The sequence below is a fragment of the Acrocarpospora macrocephala genome (genome assembly GCF_009687865.1).
Taxonomy (GTDB): Bacteria; Actinomycetota; Actinomycetes; order Streptosporangiales; family Streptosporangiaceae; genus Acrocarpospora; species Acrocarpospora macrocephala.
Window position 1 is genome coordinate 100,739 of sequence record NZ_BLAE01000026.1, and the last position, 14,027, is coordinate 114,765.

The 14,027-nt window shown below is 67.5% G+C and carries 14 protein-coding genes and 1 pseudogene; 5 read left to right on the forward strand and 10 right to left on the reverse strand.

The window, feature by feature from the left end; genetic code table 11:
* Positions 1–31: 31 nt before the first annotated feature.
* Both Amac_RS23035 and Amac_RS23040 read left to right on the forward strand, forming a co-directional pair.
* Complete coding sequence (locus tag Amac_RS23035) at positions 32–382, forward strand: DUF485 domain-containing protein (RefSeq protein ID WP_155356457.1); 351 nt, start codon at positions 32–34, stop codon at positions 380–382.
* The gene (locus tag Amac_RS23040; RefSeq protein ID WP_155356458.1) at positions 379–1,989 is read left to right on the forward strand and encodes a monocarboxylic acid transporter; all 1,611 of its coding nucleotides are present in this window, start codon (positions 379–381) and stop codon (positions 1,987–1,989) included. The genes Amac_RS23035 and Amac_RS23040 overlap by 4 nt, the downstream gene beginning before the upstream one ends.
* Before the next feature lie 146 nt (positions 1,990–2,135).
* Here the strand turns inward: Amac_RS23040 and Amac_RS23045 are convergent, their stop codons facing one another.
* The gene (locus Amac_RS23045; RefSeq protein WP_155356459.1) at positions 2,136–2,834 is read right to left on the reverse strand and encodes an NADPH-dependent F420 reductase; all 699 of its coding nucleotides are present in this window, start codon (positions 2,832–2,834) and stop codon (positions 2,136–2,138) included.
* 121 nt (positions 2,835–2,955) lie between these two features.
* Between Amac_RS23045 and Amac_RS23050 the strand changes: the two genes are divergently transcribed.
* Together Amac_RS23050 and Amac_RS23055 are read left to right on the forward strand one after the other, a co-directional pair.
* Positions 2,956–3,417, forward strand: coding sequence for a pyridoxamine 5'-phosphate oxidase family protein (locus Amac_RS23050; protein ID WP_155356460.1), 462 nt, complete (start codon positions 2,956–2,958; stop codon positions 3,415–3,417).
* The gene (locus Amac_RS23055) at positions 3,414–3,830 is read left to right on the forward strand and encodes a pyridoxamine 5'-phosphate oxidase family protein (RefSeq protein ID WP_155356461.1); all 417 of its coding nucleotides are present in this window, start codon (positions 3,414–3,416) and stop codon (positions 3,828–3,830) included. Before Amac_RS23050 ends, Amac_RS23055 begins: the two co-directional genes overlap by 4 nt.
* Before the next feature lie 21 nt (positions 3,831–3,851).
* Here the strand turns inward: Amac_RS23055 and wecB are convergent, their stop codons facing one another.
* From wecB to Amac_RS23090, 7 genes and pseudogenes are all read right to left on the reverse strand, one after another.
* The gene (gene wecB / locus Amac_RS23060) at positions 3,852–5,027 is read right to left on the reverse strand and encodes a non-hydrolyzing UDP-N-acetylglucosamine 2-epimerase (RefSeq protein ID WP_218041233.1); all 1,176 of its coding nucleotides are present in this window, start codon (positions 5,025–5,027) and stop codon (positions 3,852–3,854) included.
* Positions 5,028–5,055: 28 nt separating this feature from the next.
* Positions 5,056–5,709 carry an NUDIX hydrolase gene (locus Amac_RS56325; RefSeq protein ID WP_155356462.1) on the reverse strand — a complete coding sequence of 218 codons (654 nt, stop codon included), beginning with the start codon at positions 5,707–5,709 and terminating at the stop codon, positions 5,056–5,058.
* Between the two features lie 59 nt (positions 5,710–5,768).
* Positions 5,769–6,479, reverse strand: a pseudogene (locus tag Amac_RS57985) (sugar phosphate nucleotidyltransferase); the annotation flags it as partial.
* Positions 6,476–7,576: a hypothetical protein gene (locus tag Amac_RS23075; RefSeq protein WP_155356463.1), complete on the reverse strand. Its 1,101-nt coding sequence runs from the start codon at positions 7,574–7,576 to the stop codon at positions 6,476–6,478. The gene Amac_RS23075 and the pseudogene Amac_RS57985, both read right to left, overlap by 4 nt.
* The gene (locus tag Amac_RS23080) at positions 7,573–8,361 is read right to left on the reverse strand and encodes a hypothetical protein (RefSeq protein WP_155356464.1); all 789 of its coding nucleotides are present in this window, start codon (positions 8,359–8,361) and stop codon (positions 7,573–7,575) included. Before Amac_RS23080 ends, Amac_RS23075 begins: the two co-directional genes overlap by 4 nt.
* Positions 8,358–8,921, reverse strand: coding sequence for a hypothetical protein (locus tag Amac_RS23085; protein ID WP_155356465.1), 564 nt, complete (start codon positions 8,919–8,921; stop codon positions 8,358–8,360). Before Amac_RS23085 ends, Amac_RS23080 begins: the two co-directional genes overlap by 4 nt.
* A complete protein-coding gene (locus tag Amac_RS23090; protein ID WP_155356466.1) occupies positions 8,918–10,099 on the reverse strand; it encodes a hypothetical protein in 1,182 nt (393 codons plus the stop codon). The genes Amac_RS23085 and Amac_RS23090 overlap by 4 nt, the downstream gene beginning before the upstream one ends.
* 269 nt (positions 10,100–10,368) lie before the next feature.
* On the opposite strand from Amac_RS23090, the gene Amac_RS23095 reads away from it, so the two are divergent.
* Complete coding sequence (locus Amac_RS23095; RefSeq protein ID WP_155356467.1) at positions 10,369–11,811, forward strand: NsdA family TPR-like regulatory protein; 1,443 nt, start codon at positions 10,369–10,371, stop codon at positions 11,809–11,811.
* Positions 11,812–12,084: 273 nt separating this feature from the next.
* On the opposite strand, the gene Amac_RS53775 is transcribed toward Amac_RS23095, so the two are convergent.
* Together Amac_RS53775 and Amac_RS23100 are read right to left on the reverse strand one after the other, a co-directional pair.
* Positions 12,085–12,312 carry a type ISP restriction/modification enzyme gene (locus Amac_RS53775; RefSeq protein ID WP_170322601.1) on the reverse strand — a complete coding sequence of 76 codons (228 nt, stop codon included), beginning with the start codon at positions 12,310–12,312 and terminating at the stop codon, positions 12,085–12,087.
* Between the two features lie 416 nt (positions 12,313–12,728).
* Entirely contained in the window at positions 12,729–14,027 is a 1,299-nt protein-coding gene (locus tag Amac_RS23100; protein WP_155356468.1) for a hypothetical protein, read from the reverse strand.

The window sequence follows — 14,027 nt, forward strand, 5'->3', positions numbered from 1 at the left end:
TTTGTGGGTGATCCAGATCACAGGAGGCATCGTGACGACGCAACATCATGATTCGTCGGTATATGAGGAGATCGGAGGCTCCGAACGGTTCCAGGAACTGAAACGCCGCTACCGGTCGTGGGCGTTCCCGATGACGGTGGCCTTCCTCGCCTGGTACCTGCTCTACGTGGTGCTCTCGGGCTTCGCCCGGGACTTCATGGGCACCAAGCTGTTCGGCAACATCAACGTCGCGCTGATCTTCGGGTTGCTCCAGTTCGTGTCGACCTTCCTGATCGCCTGGGCGTACAACCGCCACTCGCTCGCCAAGCTCGACCCGCTGGCCGACGAGCTCCGCCATGAGATCGAGGGCGCTCCCAGCGGGGAAAAGGAGGTCAAGGCATGAGCGAGACCACGCTCTCCACGATCCTGTTCCTGCTCTTCGTGGTCGGCACCCTGGCCATCACCTTCTGGGCCAGCCGCAACACCAAGACCGCTGCCGACTACTACGCGGGCGGGCGCCAGTTCAGCGGCGTGCAGAACGGCCTGGCCATCGGCGGCGACTACATGTCGGCCGCCAGCTTCCTGGGCATCGCGGGCATCATCGCGCTGTCCGGCTACGACGGCTTCCTCTACTCGATCGGCTTCCTGGTCGCCTGGCTGGTGGCCCTGCTGCTGGTCGCCGAGCTGATGCGCAACTCCGGCAAGTTCACCATGGCCGACGTGCTCGCCTTCCGGATGAGCCCCCGGCCGGTGCGGACCGCCGCCGGGGTCTCCACGATCACCGTGAGCATCGTCTACCTGCTCGCCCAGATGGTCGGCGCGGGCGCCCTGGTCACCCTGCTGCTCGGCGTCACCTCGTCCAACGGCAAGGCCCTGACCATCGTCGGCGTCGGCATCCTCATGATCGTCTACGTGGTCGTGGGCGGCATGAAGGGCACCACCTGGGTCCAGATCGTCAAGGCCGTCCTGCTCATGGGCGGCGCGACGCTGGTCACCCTGCTCGTGCTCGGCCACTACGGCTTCAGCCTGTCCGGCCTGCTCGGCGACGCCGCCACCCAGAGCGGCAAGGGCGCGGCCTTCCTCGAACCCGGCCTCAAGTACGGCACCGAGGCCCAGGGCCTGGCCGGAAAGATCGACCTGATCAGCCTCGGCCTGGCACTCGTGCTCGGCACGGCGGGCCTGCCGCACATCCTGATCCGCTTCTACACGGTCCCCACCGCCAGGGACGCCCGAAAGTCGGTTCTCTGGGGCATCGGCATCATCGGCACCTTCTACCTGCTCACGCTCGTGCTCGGCTTCGGCGCCGCGGCCCTCGTCGGAAGCAAGACCATCTCCGAGCAGAACGCGGCGGGCAATACCGCCGCACCACAGCTCGCCAAGGCGGTCGGCAACCTGATCTTCGGCGAGGTCGGCGGCACCATCCTGCTGGCGGTGATCGCGGCGGTCGCGTTCGCCACCATCCTGGCGGTGGTGGCCGGTCTCACCCTGGCCTCCTCCTCCAGCTTCGCCCACGACCTGTACGCCCACGTGTTCCGGCGCGGCAAGGCCACCGAGCGGGAAGAGGTCATGGTCGCCAGGATCTCCGCCTTCGTCATCGGCGCGGTCGCCATCGGCCTGGGCATCCTCGCCCAGGGCCTGAACGTGGCCTTCCTGGTCGCCCTGGCCTTCGCGGTGGCGGCCTCCGGCAACCTGCCCGCGATCCTCTACAGCCTGTTCTGGAAACGCTTCAACACGGCCGGCGCCGTCTCGGCGATCTACGTCGGCCTGGTCTCCGCGATCTTCCTGGTCGTCTTCTCCCCGGTGGTGTCCGGCTCGGCCTCCGCCATGTTCCCGGACGCGGACTTCGCCTGGTTCCCGCTGTCGAACCCCGGCATCATCTCCATCCCGCTGGGCTTCCTGGCCGGCTGGCTGGGGACGATCCTCAGCAAGGAATCCAACGACGCGAAGTTCGCCGAGATCGAGGTCCGTTCGCTCACCGGCGTCGGAGCTGAAAAGGCGACGCCACACTAGTCGCCGACGAGTGCCCCCGGACTGGTCACACCCAGTCTGGGGGCACTTTCGTTGTCCAGGTGTCGGCGGCGAACGCCAAACCGGCGCCGAAACCCAAGGCCTGCCCGAGCAAGAAGAAGCCCGGCGGCCCTTCCCCGGAATGAGGGTCAGTCGGCGCCCATTTCGGCGTAACGGCGGGACGAGGCCAGGGCCGCCTTCAGGGTGTCCTTGGTGACCTGGACCGGCTTGCTCCAGCCTTCCGGGCCCTTGCTCGCGTACACGGGGGCGTAGGCGGCGGTGTCGCGCTGGTAGCGCCAGCCTTCGGCCAGCGGGCCGGCATCGACGGTGTCGTAGCCGATCGCGTCGAAGAACTCGATCACCGCGCGCTTCGCCTCGGCGTCGTCGCCGGCGATCGCCAGCGCGCTGCGCTCGGGCGAGCCGGCCGGGCGGGCCAGGGCCAGCAGGTGTTCGAAGTAGATGTTGTTGAAGCCCTTGATCACCTTCGACGTGGGCAGATGCTCCTGCAGGAGCTCGCTGGTGGTCGTCGACTCGTCATCCAGCGGGGCGAAGTGCCCATCGCGGTCCGGATAGTAGTTGTTCGTATCGACGACGACCTTGCCGGCGAGCGGCGCGACCGGGACCTCGCGATATTTGCCCAGCGGGATCGTGACGACCACGAGGTCGCCCGCCTCGCCGGCTTCCGCAGGGGTCGCCGCCCGCGCGTGCGGTCCGAGCTCGTCGACGAGCTCTCGCAGGGTCTCGGGTCCCCGCGAGTTGCTGAGGACGACGTCGTACCCCGCGGCCACCGCCAGCCTGGCCACCGTGCTGCCGATCTTGCCGCTACCGATGAGTCCGATTGTTGTCATGCCCGCCCCAACATGACCGGCCCGGCCCGCATTCCCCATCGAACCTAGCCACCGGTAAAGATCGCAACTAGGGACTTTGGTCTCTACTAGCGAGGTCGACCGCTGCGGGACAGTGGCGGTCATGACGTCCCGCACCGACCCAGCATCCCGATTGACCAGGCACCTGCCACGCGAGGAAGCGCTGCGGCTCCTGGAGGTCGTCCGGCTGGGGCGGATCGTGTTCGTCTCCCGGGCGGTGCCCGCCATCCGCTTGGTCACCCACACCCTCACCGACGGTCGCCTGGTCATCGGCGCGGCCTACGACGCCGAACTGGCATCTGTGCTGGTCCGGCCCGGCTTATCCCATGTGGTCTACCAGACCGACCGGATCGACCCGGCCACCCAGCTCGGCTGGAGCATCACCCTGACCGGCCGCGTCGCCCTCATCCAAAGCAGCGGTGAACTCGACCAGCTCACCCCCCGCCTGCACCAGTGGAACGGCCAGCCCTGCGACCTGGTCGCCTGGATCCACCCCGAGCTCCTCACCGGGACCGCCGTCGAGGCGATCACCAACGACGACGCCGCCGCGGACAGCCCGCGATGACCACCGCCGCACGGCAGATCCGCGACCTGTCCCGCGAGGAGGCCCTCGACCGGCTGGGCAGCATCTCTCTCGGCCGGATCGTGTTCACCCGCAACGCCCTGCCGGAAATCCGCCCGGTCAACCACCTGCTCGACGGCCACACCGTGATCATCCGCAGCCACCTGGGCGCCGCGATCGTCTCCGCCGCCGCCGAGCGTGGCGTCGTGGTCGCCTATGAAGCCGACAACCTCGACCCCGTCACCCACCTGGGATGGAGCGTCATCGTCACCGGCACCGCCTACCTCATCCGCGAGCCCGCCGCCATCGCCCACTACCAGCAGCGGCTGCGGCCATGGATCGCTCGTGACATGGACTACGTGATCGCGATCGGCGCCGACCTGGTCACCGGAATCGAACTGACCGCAATCCGCTGACTCAGCGGAGCCGCTGCCGGATCAGCCAAAATAACCCTCAGACCCCGTCAGGAACCCACGTTTACGCACGTAGGCTGCTGTAGGTGGCCACCCACGATCTTGAAGGTGCCGCTGCGGTGGGTTTACCGCTGTCGAATGGTGGCCGATGAGCTCACTCAAGTCGGCGATTCGGGCGGAGGCTCGCCCATCGCCGAACGGACAGGTGACGGGTGCTTCCGTCAGAGAGTTCGTGATCAGTTCCTCGGCGTGCTGGGCCAGGTGTCCCGGATCGGGCACGAGGAGGCATCGTGGGCTGAGGGCTTCGGGACGCTCGGTGGATCGCCGTACGACCAGGAGCGGCAATCCCAGGATGCTGGACTCTTCTTGGAGCCCGCCGGAGTCGGAGATCAGCAGGGTCGCTTGCTCGGCGATCGCAAGGAAGGCCCGATATGTGAGTGGCCCGGTCACGTGCAGTCGCTCGAGGAGGTACCCGAGGCCGAACTGGCGTACGCGCTGTCGGGTTCGAGGGTGCAGCGGCAGCAGGACCGGCAGGTCGAGCGTGCCCAGAGCTTCCAGTAGCCGGCGAAGCCTGACGGGGTCGTCGGTGTTCTCGGGGCGGTGCACGGTGGCCAGGACGAAGCGCCGTCCGGTGAGGGGCGCGGTCACCCGGTGGGCGGAGGCGTGGTCCCTGGTGGTGAGGTGGACGGCTTCGACGATGGGGTTGCCGGTGAGGATGATCCGGCGTTCGGGGATGCCCTCGGCCCAGAGGTTGGTGACGTTGCCGGGAGTGGCGGCGCAGCACACGTCGGCGAGGTGGTCGATGAGAATCCGGTTGTGTTCCTCGGGCATGGCCCGGTCGTGACTGCGCAGGCCGGCTTCGACGTGGATGAGGGGGATCTCGACGGCGTTGGCGGCCATGGCCCCGGCGAGGGCGGTGTTGGTGTCGCCCTGCACGATGACCACCGCTGGCGGGTTGGCACCCCAGTCGCGGGTGAGCTGGGAGGTGGCGTCGCCGATCTGCTCGCCGCGGTGTCGGCCGCCGACATCCAGCCGCTGGTGGGCTTGGCCGCGGCCGAACGCGAGCTCGTTGTCGAAGTGCTGGCCGGTGTGGATGACACGGGCCGCATCGCCGAGCAGGGTGATCAGCACCGACAGCTTGATCATCTCGGGACGGGTGCCGAGGACGACGGCGATGGACCGGTCGGGGAGATCAGGCATCAGTCGGGCTGGCTCCTTTCGGGGACGGCTACCAGAACAGGTGGCTTCGTTCGCCGGTGAGGTAGCGGTGGGCAGCGATGAACAGGCGGAGGTAGAGCTGGTCGGTGTCCTTCTCCAGGTACCCAGGGATAAGGTCGGTCCGGCTCAGCGGGGCATCGGTGTAGCGGCGATTCGCGCCGTCGCGGATCAGGTAGCGGGCCGGCACGTCGGGCCGGGTTCCGTCGGCGAGGTCGATCGCGGCGGTGAGGTCGAGTTCGACGAGCCCGGATACCTCGGCGTCGTCCAGCGGGATCTGTTCCAGATCGAGGTCGAGCGGGAGCAGGTGCCAGTACTGGAACTCTCGTTCCAGCCAGCCGGGGGCGAGCGTCACGGCGGTCTGCCGGATCCCCAGCGGCTGGAGGTCGGCGTAGGGGACGTCGATGCCGAGTTCCTCGCGGATCTCCCGGATGCCGTCAGGGGTAGTCTCGCCCGCTTCGTAGTGGCCGCCGACGGTGAAGTCGGCCTGGTCCGGCCGGTCGAAGGAATACCGGCCGGGCTGCTTTTTCTGCAGCAGCACAGTGGTCCGGACGGGGTTGACGGCCAAGCATGAGAACGTGCGGTGCCATAGCCCGTCTTCGTGCGCGATCTTTTTGTCCTGCTGCCCGATGTGCTGGTTGCGGTCGTTGTAGATGTCGATGAGCACCTGGTCCTCCCGGTGGCGTGGGTGTTCAAGCCCCGGCGGTGGGGCTCCCCGACGGTAACCCAGACAGAGTCCAGGCGGTGGACACGGACATCGCCGACACGGGCCCGTTCTCCGACTGCGACGCCGAGGTCGATCTCTCCGGCCGCTTCGGGCCGGGCGACCAAATGATCGAGGACGGCGGGGCGCAGGACCAGGCGGGAGACCACCGCGAGGGGTTCGGCCACCGAGGCGGGGTCGGGGCGCTGCCGGATGCCGGTGACGCGGTTCCCTCCGGGCTCGGCGAGGTCGACGACGCCGAACGAGCCGATGTCGGCACGGTCGATGCGCTGTGCCGCGATGGTCGCGTCGGCGGAGGTGCCGTCGGTCAAGGCGCGCATCGCGGCCAGATCCGCTCCGGGAGTTCCGCCGAGCAGGACGTCGTCACCGAACGCCACCAGAAACTCTTCGCAGGCGGTGAGCTCGTCGGCCACGGTCAGCAGCGGCGCAGCGTTGCCGTATCCGCAGGACAGGTCCTCGGGCACCGCTCGGACGGCGAGACCTTGATCGTGGAGCCAGGCGGTGTAGCGGGGGACAATCTGGTCGTCGGGCCGGGTCACCACGTACACGTGGTCGGCTCCGGCGGCGAGGCATTCGGCGATGACATGTCCGAGGGCGGGCTTGGACCCAATGGGCAGCATCTCTTTGGGGACGAACCGCGTGAAGGGGTAGAAGCGGGTGCCGTGCCCGGCGGCGGTAACCACGGCGGTACAGGGACGGTGCGGGGGGATCATGGGCGGGCTCCGGTCAGGTCGGCTAGGGCGCGGTGCAGGTCGGTGATCTGTCCGCGGACCCCGAAGGTCAGCTGGCGGCAGGGGACGGTGGCGGCGAGGTGTTCGCACGTGAGGGCGGCGTGCCTGGTCAGGGCGGTGTCGCTGGTGGTGCGTTCGACCAGCCAGGGCTGCCAGAACTCGTCGGTCGGGGTGAAACATTCTTCGGTGAGCAGAGCGAGAGTTTCGGCTTCGGTGAGACGTCGGATGCGGGGCGGTTGTGCGGTGTCGCTGAACTGCGGGGCGAGCAGGGTCTGCAGGTGTGACCCGGCAGTGAGAGATGATCCGAGCGCCGCGGCGAAGGGCCGGGCCGCCAGGGTGGTCTTGGCGGCCGTGGCGAAGGTGTCGGGCAGACCGGTGCGGGCAGGTGTAGGAATGGCGGCACGGAGTTCGGGGAAGGCGTCGATGGTGCCGCGGGCGAGGGGGACGGGCAGCGGGACGGCCACCACCCGACCGTCTCCGTGCACGATCATCCGGTCGTTGGACAGCAGCGCGCCGTCCTCGCCGAGTGCGCGAAGCAGGGCGGTCAGGGTGCTGGTCTTGCCGGCGCTGCGGGGCCCGCAGATCATCACGGCGCTCCCCGCCCGGTCGACCCCGGCGGCGTGGAAGACGATGCCGTGCGCGTTCTCATAGGTCCGCAGCATCGCCTCGCGGATGATCCGCACCGCGAAGCGCGGGGCCATTCCGGCGCCGTTGACGTACAGGTCGATGGTGGTGCCGTTGATGGAGACCGCCCACGCTCCGGGCCGCTGTTCCAGGTCGTCGCGGCGCACCGTGTAGCTCCGGGTACCTGCCGACGTGCGGCTCTCGGTGAGGGTGACGCCGGGAACAGGTGAGACCTGGCCGGTGACGTTCTCGGTGAACGCGGCCGTGGCGGTGCGGTACTGATCGGGTTGGGTCCACAGGTTGAGCTGGTAGCCGGGCAGGTCCAGCTCGCCGATGGGGCCGGCCAGGTAGTCGTCCAGGTGGGCCGCCAGGTCGGGAAGCAGGGGCTGCGGGCTGGTGAGGGAGATGCCGACGTCTCCGGCAGATCGGCTCAGGTCCTCGGTCCCGATCGTCATGACGACCTGATCCGGCTTGTGTGGCTGCTCAGAGTGGTCAGTGCGGCGTCGATGCGGGGTTGCCGCTCGAGGACCGCGGCGTTCCTCAGCCGCAGGACCGAGGAGAGCTCGAAGGCGCTCAGGACGGTCTCGGCGGGCAACTGCTGGCAGAGCGCGGCCACGGCCATGTCGAGGCGATTATGGAACCAGCGGACGGGCAGCATGCCGGAGTCTGGATGTCCAGGGCAGAGCCCGGCCAGGTCGTCGATCTGGCCGGGAGAGAGCGCGGCTGCGGCGGCCAGGAGGGTTCGGGCGGCATATCCGGCGAGCGCGCACAGGGTGATGTCTACGTCGTAGCAGAGTGCGCCGAACAGCCGCTCCCAGTCGTTGTTCTCGGCGGGCCGCAGGTCGGCCAGCAGCGGTGGGAGGACGTCGATGCAGACCAGCCCGTTGCCCGTGGAGATGAAGTTCGCGAGGTTGGTGTCGAGTCTGGCCGGAGTGACCTTCAGGGCCGTAGCCCAGGCCGCGATCTGCCGGACCGCAGCGAGGAATGCCTCGGGGTCCGTCCCGGCGAGGTCCAGGGCCGGGACGCCGGGCACCCACTGGTGCTGGATGGCAGGCCGCAAGGGATGGACCACGATCCGCAGTTCGGCCGGCAGGCGCACTCCGCCGTCGCGAAGATGCTGGACATATCGGTTCAGGTGGGGCGTGCTGGATTCCTCAGCCCACTGGATGCGCGGGGCGCTTGCGGAGCCGCTCATCAGTTTGAGGACTACGCCGTCCCGCTGGTGCTGAAGCAACGTCATCGGGCATCACCGTCTCGGTAGCTCGTCAAGAAGCCGCTGGCGTCGGCGTACATCGCCCGGAACTCGGCTGGCAGGTCCAAGCCGAGTAGTCCGGCGAACTGCGCCGCGGCGGTGACGGTCGCGGCGCTGGCCTGCGGGAGGAGGACCGGGGTCCCCGTGGGCTGGTGCCGGTATCCAGCGGTCACCAGCCCGGCCTCGGCGGCCTGCCCGGCACACACCAGCAACAGCAGCAGAGTCTCGATCTCCGACTCGGACGCGGCGGTCCGCGAGAGCTCGATGTGCGCAGGGGGCACGTCGGCCAGGACGCTGATGCTGAGAGCGGCCAGGGTCACGTCAGCGAGTTCGTCCCCGAGATCGCCGATCGGCCGGGCCGCATCCTCGTAGGCTGACACGTCCATGCCGCGGCGGCGGGCGACGCACAACGCCACATGGCCGAGCTGAACCGTCAGCTCAGCACCCGCCGTGGCGGGGTCCCATGCTCGTGGCGCGGTCCCGGCGAACCCCTGCCGGAGCCGCCGGGTCCTGTCCACCATGTCCGCCAGGTCCTCGTCGCCGATCATGAGTCGGCCACCTTGATGACCAGCGGCCGCGCACCGGCGGTTCCGCTGCTCCAGTAGGCGTCCGAGCCCTGCCCAGCGACGACGACACGAACCCCGAGGTCCTGGGTGAGCGCCGACACCACCCGGTTGGGGACCGCCGCCTCGATGCGCAGCTCCCGCCGGTCCGACACCAGCTCAAAGGAGACGTCGGCCAGGCCGCGCCGTTCCAGCACAACGGAGACGACGTCCGGGCTGGGGAGTGCAATGTCGGCGCGGGCCGCGCAGACCGTCCGCTGCGGCTTCGGACAGCGATTGCGCTGGGTGCACACCCGCCCGCCGTAGATCCCGAACCGGTCGGCCTCGCCCAGTACGTAGGCCAGGGCGCACGCGTTGGTGTGGAACACCGGGTGGCCCGGGTGCCGGTCGGTCGTGCGGTGGATGAACTCCCAGAATGGTGCGGGGTAGACGCACTCGGCGTCGATGACCCCCGGTGTGGTGAGAAGTTCCGGCCAGTGGACAGCGAGCCGGTCCAGAGCCTCGGGCTCGACCTTCAGGCCGGCGGCCATGGTGCAGACGGAGTAGCGGGCGGCGGTGTCCAGGACTCGGGTCATGACCTCGATGGTCGCCGAGGCGGGGAACGCCGGCCGCCAGTAGTGCACGACCGGGATCGCAGCCGCGTGCAAGGCGGGGAAGTTCTCCCGGATCTGGTCGTGCCGGACACCGACTTCGATATCGGCGTCCATGCCTGAGTAGCTGAGGTAGACGATGACGCGCAGGCCCGCTGCCCGGACGGCTCGGATCGCTTCGATGGTGCCGGCGGGTACCCGGCATTTGGTGATGAGGACGACCGCGTTCGGGAGGTCCGCCGCGACGAACTCGGCCAAGAGCTCGGCCAGGTAGTCCCGCGAAGCCCTCACGGCCATCACGTCGGTCCAGGTGAATAGGGCCACCGTCCGGTCCGGCCCGTACAGGCCGGAGTCCAGCAGCAGCCGGACGGTCTCGGCAGGGGTGTGCAGCTGAACCGGCCGAACCCGAGTCTGGCCTCGCTGCTTCAAGAAGCAGTAGTCACAGCTCTTCGGGCAGCCCTGGATCGAGTTCACGGCCAGCCAGGACGCATGCTGGTCGATCACCGGCGTCCACTCCCGGCGCGGGTCCAATAGGCCGACGGGCTCGGCCGGGCTACGAGCGGTGGTCGTCAACGCGGGCTCCTCGGTCGCTTCTCGGGAGCCCTACGCCGGGCCTCCCGCCTGCTCCTCAAGCAAAAGCGACGAGGGATTCGCGAGCGACCCCCGCAGACGGGGAGAACACCCGAGGGGAACTCCTCAGATTTGGGGAGTTCCGGCGGTCAGTACCCCATGCTGAGCGCAAGACCTGCCACAGAGGATGCGGCGGCCCGGCACAGTGGGTACGGTCGGAGTGACTCTCGAGGAGAGCGAGGGCCTTTGCCATGGGTGCATCTTCTGGCAAGGTGAGCGTTCGTCGACAGGTCGCCGAGCTACGCCAGACGATGCAGGCGAATGACGCGGCCCCGCACCAGATCGCCGACGCGATCGCGACCCTGTTAGGCGTCAACAGCCGCATAGCATGGCGGCTCGCGACCGGCCTCACTCAGGAGCAGGTCGCCGATCTGTACAACATGCGGTGGCCATCGCCCGTGCCCAAGACCGGCAAACAGGTCAGTTACTGGGAACGGTGGGAAGGCCCGGGCAGCCGTTCCTCGACATCAGCGCGGGCCCCGTCGCACCTCGACCTTTCCCGGCTGGCGCTCGTCTATGGCAGTACGGTCGACGATCTACTGCCCATGCGGACAGGCGGCCGGGCGGACGCTACCGTTGCCCCCGAGATGCCGGGGACCCCTGGTTACGCTGAGATTCTGCTTTCGGACGTCAAGTCGGAGGAGGACACCACGAACCGCCGGGAGATGCTCGCCAGCATGACCGCCGCAGGGGCCGCGCTGGTCGGTCTCCCGCCTGTGTTGCGAGCAGCGATACCTGACCGAATCGGCCCGGAGCAAGCCGTGGAAGTCCGCAGACTCACCGCGATGTACCGCGGCTGGGTGTACGAGCACGGTGCCAGCGGCCAGCTCCAGCGCGGCGTGGCCCGGCTCCTGGAACACGCGACCAGTCTCATCAACCGGACCTCTCACCAGCCCATTCGAGACGACCTTCTTGACGCGCTCGCCGACGTCGCGGGCCTGGCTGCCTACGCGTGCCGAGACCTCGGTCTCCAGGACTACGCCGCCCAGCACTACGTCATCGCCTTCCAAGCAGCAAAAGCCTCCGGAAACCACGCTTTGGCCGGCCACACCGTGGTGCGCATGGCCGGACACAACATCGAACTCGCTCGCCCGCGTCAGGTACTCGACTACCTCGACGCCGCCCAGGGCATCGGCAAGACCCGCGGCTTCACCCCCGGCGAGCTCTCCAATCAGTACGCGATCAAAGCCTGGGCGTTCGCGCAGAGCGGCCGCGCCCAAGAGCTCCACCGGGCCGTCGGCATGGCCGAAGAGCACGCCGGCCTCGCTGAAGATCGAAGCGGCCCTGACTGGAGAATCAGGCACGTGGCCGAAGCGGAACTGTTCAGCCTGACCGGCGCTGTCTACGCCGAACTGTCCAAGCACTCACCCGCCCACGCACCCGAAGCCATCCGGCGACTCACCAAAGCCATCGAACTGCGCGGATTCGGCGGAGCCCGAAACGCAACCCTCGACAACATCTCCCTCGCTGAAGCGCGCCTCGCCACTCACGATCTTGAAGGTGCCGCTGCGGTGGGTTATACCGCTGTCGAAGCCGCTGGCACCAGTTCGTCCCGCCGCGTTCGAGTCCGACTTGGAGAACTGCGACGACAGCTCGAACCGCATAAAAAACACCCCGATGTCGCCGACCTCGTCACCCGGATCTCCAGGCTCTGAAGGCCAGCGAGTTCCGCTCAGATCCAATTCCCCTCGGGCCCGCCACCACACCGAGCGCTACCGGACTTGTGTCAGCGGGGTACTTCAGAGGCCGACTTGATCTGGAGCGGCCTCCCGAGTCTCGATCCTCGGCTAACTCTGGACCGCTGTCCTCATTGAGGATCGTCGAAGCGACTGCCGTATGTGTGGAGCCAGAGGATTTCGCGTCCGATGGGCACTGCGCGGTTCCACAACGTCGGAATCCGCGGTGAGCGGGACTCGCACACCTGGCTGTCATAGCTGCTTCTGGAATCGGCGGGTGAAAGCGGGATGTGAGGTCACGGCTGCGATGTAGGCCAGGACGTCTTCTGGGGAGGTGGAGATTCCCAACGCGCCGCTGAGGTGGCTGAATATCTCCTTGGTCATGTTCGGAGCGCTGCACGTCGAATCGCGCCAGAGTGGGCGGACCTCGCCTCCGCCCCAGCTGCAGAAGTGGTCGAGCCTGGTGAAGGGCCGGACCATCCTCGATCTCGTGTGAGGTTCCCCAGACAGCGCCCGAAAGACCGCTCAGCTCGTGCTGACCGCCGCACGCAAGACGGCTCGTGTCGCTAAAGCGCCGCACCCGGTCCGGGCGTGACTCACATGTGTCCCACGGTGACTCACGCTGTCACCTGGCGACTACCGGGATGGGTAAAGCTGCAGGTCGGATGGGTGGGGGCGCCAGGGATTCGAACCCGGATTAAAATAGTTCCACGCTGAAAGGTGCTGAGTTCGGTTTCGCCACCAGGGGCAGAGCAGCCTCCAGCGGTGTCGAGCAAGCGGCGATCTACGGATAGGCAGCGGGCCGAGGGGGCCCCGAATGTCTCCCCGGGCTGTGTCGCTGGGCTGATCCAATTAGCAGGTCCGATCCTCCTCGACGAATTTGAAACAGTATGGGATTACGATCCCATGATCAAGCTGGCTAGCTCATTTACCTGCTTCTGAAGATTAGCGATCTGTTCTCGCAGATCGTCGTCTGCGACAGCGATCAGATCGTCTGGATGGATGCTTTCCAGATTTTTCGTGGTGTTGCTGAGAGTTTTGTGGAACTTGGTACGTTGTTCGCGCGTCTGGATCTCCGGATCAGCCCAGATAGCAACGGCAACCAGCGCTTGGACGGACTCGTATGCCGTTTTGATGGCGTCATGATCGGTTTCTGGGCTCTCAATCACGGCGAGGTGTTCCGCAGCCTGGGCCTTGGTGTTGTTGGGCAGTTCGATGACTTGCCCGGCTGGTGTCTTGGCGTTGCCGTCTTGGGCAGCCTTGCGGATGTACTCGACCTGGTCTGCTTTGCGCGCCTCGAGAGCTAGAGCAGTCAGGGCGCCCTTCGCTTGCTGAGCCGTCTTCGGGTCCGCCAGAATCGCCGCTCGCAACGCCGTGGGGTTCTCCGCGATTACCAGAGCCATTGTGGGTTTGATCCCCTGCGCCAGGGCCTGGTCGGAGATGGCTTGTTGCCGATCGTGGGAAGTCCCGGTTGCGCGGCCGCCAAAGTACAGGCTCCAGTCTTCCGCTGGAGGGAAGTCGATTGGCGGATGGCCAGGGTAGAGTTGCCCGGTGCCGAGCCCGACCGCACCGGCCTCAGCTGCGGCTTCCCACGCTCGGTAGTATCGCAAGACGCGCTTGGACGTTGTCCCGGCCCGGCGCGCGAACTCGCTGGCCGAGACCTTGGTCGGACGAGCAGTGTTTCGGTCGGGAGGCGTGGCGTCCCTCTTGCCACCTACATTCCGCTGTCCACTCTCCACTTGGCAAGCGATGAAGAACCCGAGCCACCAGCCGCCGGCTTGGTCCAAGGCAGCCCACGCTTGAATGTCTCGATCGCGCTGGTCCTCGGTGTAGCCGGTGACGCCGTCCTCGGCGAGTAGCCGTCTGACCTCGGCCCGCATGCTGTCCATCTCCGCGCGCATTCGCGGATTGCCTTCATGAGGGTGGGGGATATGGAGGATCTGGAGGAGATGTGCGGCTGGATAGCCCAGGCCATATGGGGGTTTGGCCTCGACGAACTCCTTGAACGAGGTGAACGGCTCCTCGGTGTTCTTGCCCTTGGGGACTTGCTTCCAGGTGCCGTCTGCAACGACCGACGCCAAGCCGGAGAGAAGTCCCGCAGGGGTTCCTCCATCGCGTTCGAGGGTGTGCCGGACTCGATAGACGCGCTGTTGTTCGTCAGTCAGCTGGCTGTTGCTCTCGGTGCGCACGTTCAC